Origin of the sequence: Ornithinimicrobium sp., from assembly GCF_030537745.1 — a bacterium.
In the GTDB taxonomy this organism is placed as follows: domain Bacteria; phylum Actinomycetota; class Actinomycetes; order Actinomycetales; family Dermatophilaceae; genus Ornithinicoccus.
In genome coordinates this window covers 1-2,637 of the sequence record NZ_JAUNVI010000121.1, presented here as the reverse complement: position 1 = coordinate 2,637, position 2,637 = coordinate 1, and the positions used below count along the sequence as shown (strand labels likewise).

The 2,637-nt window shown below is 70.2% G+C and carries 3 protein-coding genes; 2 read left to right on the top strand and 1 reads right to left on the bottom strand.

The window, feature by feature from the left end; translation table 11 throughout:
- Window positions 1–57 precede the first annotated feature (57 nt).
- Entirely contained in the window at window positions 58–1,206 is a 1,149-nt protein-coding gene (locus Q4P07_RS14205) for an acyl-CoA dehydrogenase family protein (RefSeq protein ID WP_303375568.1), read from the top strand.
- A gap of 97 nt (window positions 1,207–1,303) precedes the next feature.
- Window positions 1,304–2,083, top strand: a complete 780-nt coding sequence (locus tag Q4P07_RS14200) for an SDR family NAD(P)-dependent oxidoreductase (RefSeq protein WP_303375567.1) — start codon at window positions 1,304–1,306, stop codon at window positions 2,081–2,083.
- A gap of 74 nt (window positions 2,084–2,157) precedes the next feature.
- Here the strand turns inward: Q4P07_RS14200 and Q4P07_RS14195 are convergent, their stop codons facing one another.
- Window positions 2,158–2,589 (bottom strand): hypothetical protein, encoded by a 432-nt coding sequence (locus Q4P07_RS14195; RefSeq protein ID WP_303375566.1) that lies wholly within the window; start codon window positions 2,587–2,589, stop codon window positions 2,158–2,160.
- Window positions 2,590–2,637: the final 48 nt, after the last annotated feature.

The window sequence follows — 2,637 nt, the reverse complement described above, 5'->3', positions numbered from 1 at the left end:
TGGCAGAAACGACCGCCCGGTTGGAGTGAGGCCACGTCCACCGCTAGCGTGCCCACCATGGTGCAACGCGTGCTCCCCACCGAAGAAGCTGAGGACCTGATCGTCCTCATCCGCCAGATCGCTGATGAGCAGTTGCTGCCCAAGGTCGACGAGGCTGAGGCCACCCACCACTTCCCTCGAGAGATCTTCACCCTGCTGGGAAGGTCCGGGCTCATGTCGCTGGCCTACCCCGAGGAGTTCGGCGGCGGCGGGCAGCCCTACGAGGTCTACCTGCAAGGCATCGAAGAGATCGCGCGCGGCTGGATGTCGGTCGCGGTTGGTGTCTCGGTGCACTCACTGACCTGTTTTCCCCTAGCGATGTTCGGCACCCCCGAGCAGCAGGCGCACTGGCTGCCCGGCATGTTCGGCGGCGACCAGCTCGGCGCCTACTGCCTCTCCGAGGCCCAGGCCGGCTCCGACGTCGCCTCGATCCGCACCCGCGCTGTCCGCGAGGGCGACGACTGGGTCCTCACCGGCAGCAAGGCCTGGATCTCGCACGCCGGCCACGCAGACTTCTACACGACCTTTGCCCGCACCTCCGACGACGGCAGCCGCGGCCTGTCCTGCTTCCTAGTCCCCGCCGACGCACCGGGCCTCACCTTCGCGACGCCGGAGCGCAAGATGGGCCTGCACAGCGACACCGTCGGCGAAGTGCTCTTCGACCGCGTCCGCATCGACGGTGACCGACTGATCGGCGCGGAGGGCCAGGGTATGGCGATCGCGCTCGCCGCGCTCGACGCCGGACGGCTCGGCATCGCGGCCGCCGCGACCGGCCTGGCCCAGCGAGCTCTCGAGGTCGCCACGGCATACGCCAAGGAGCGCGAGCAGTTCGGGCGCCCGATCGCCGACAACCAGGGTCTTGCGTTCCTACTGGCAGACATGGCGGCCGCTGTCGGTTCGGCCCGCGCCACCTACCTGCACGCCGCACACCTCAAGGACGCGGGCAAGCCCCACACCCGGGAAGCTTCGATTGCCAAACTGATCGCGACCGACGCCGCGATGAAGGTCACCACCGATGCCGTCCAGGTCCTCGGGGGCTACGGTTACACCACCGATTTCCCGGTGGAACGCTTCATGCGGGAAGCCAAGGTCACCCAGATCTTCGAGGGCACCAACCAGATCCAGCGCCTCGTCATCTCGCGCCAGCTCCTCACCGAGACGCCCTAGCCGCAGCGCCCGCACGCGCCACCAGGGCCCAAGCCGCGCCGCCTCGGCACCGCTAGGACCGCACCACCGACCCAGCACTCGCCATACCGGAGGAACCATGCAGATCACCGACAGCACCGTCGCCCTCGTCACCGGTGGCGCAAGTGGCCTGGGCGAGCAGACCGCGCGCCGCCTGCTCGAAGCCGGTGCTCAGGTCGTCGTCGTGGACCTGCCGGGCGGGCGCGGCGAGGAGGTCGCCGCCGACCTTGGCGAGCGCGCGCACTACGCCGCCGCGGACGTGCGCGACGAGGGGCAGGTCGAGGCCGCGGTCGCCAGGGCCGCCGAACTCGGCGACCTGCGCGTCGTCGTCAACTGCGCGGGCGTGGCCACGCCGGGCCGGATCTTGTCCCGTCGCGGAGTCATGAGCCTGGACGCCTACCGGACCGTGGTCGAGATCAACCTCATCGGCACCTTTAACGTGCTCCGTCTCGCCGCGGCGCAGATGGCCACCAACGATCCGGTGCAGGACGACCGCGGTCTGGGCGATCGTGGTGTCATCGTCATGACGGCCAGCGTCGCCGCCTTCGACGGGCAGGTCGGGCAAGCGGCTTATGCCAGCTCCAAGGCGGGGGTCGTGGGCCTCACGCTCACCGCGGCACGCGACCTGGCCGACAAGGGCATCCGGGTGATGACGATCGCGCCCGGCGTCTTCGAGACGCCGATGATGGCGGGCATGCCCGATGGCGTGAAGGAGTCGCTGGAGGCGCTGGTCCCTCACCCGGCCCGCCTCGGCAAGCCGCAGGAGTATGCCGCGCTCGTGGCCCACATCATCGACAACCCGCTCCTCAACGGCGAGGTCATCCGCCTCGACGGCGCGCTCCGCATGCCCCCTCGCTGACCAGTGGCTCGGCGCGAGCGGCGGCTCGGCGCGGGCGGCGGCTCGAAAACCCAGCGGTATGTCGGATCCGCCGGCTAGTCAGTCTGTTGCTGGTGCCAGTCCCGAAACCGCCCCAGCTCGCTGGGCGGCACCCCTAGCAACGTGACCGTCTCGCCGTCTCGGAGCACAGCCTGCACTCGCCACGCTGCCTCGCCGGGCCTGTCATGCCGCAGGTCGAGGATCTCCGCACGCGTAAACCGCCGGACCCGTCGTCCCACCGCCACGCTGACCGCGTCGGGGTCGATCCGCGTGCCGCTGTGCTCGAAGCGGCTGGCCCACATCAGGAAGATTCCTAGCCCCAGCCAGAGGACGAGCAGCAGGTCGACCCCGCCCCAGGGCCACACCAAGACCAGCGCCGCGATCGCGCACGCCGATATGACGGCGCCGATGCCGGCTCGCAGCGCCGGCACCCACCGCGGCTGCATGAGCCACAGTTGCGAGTCGGCAGGGCCAGGTCGGGTGCTCACCCGCCTAGCCTCCCACCCCCGACGCCACCCACGCCTCCTGGACAGGAC

Coding starts and splice junctions, on each gene's coding strand:
- Q4P07_RS14200 (WP_303375567.1), top strand. CDS start 1,304: ATGCAGATCACCGACAGCACCGTCGCCCTCGTCACCGGTGGCGCAAGT.
- Q4P07_RS14205 (WP_303375568.1), top strand. CDS start 58: ATGGTGCAACGCGTGCTCCCCACCGAAGAAGCTGAGGACCTGATCGTC.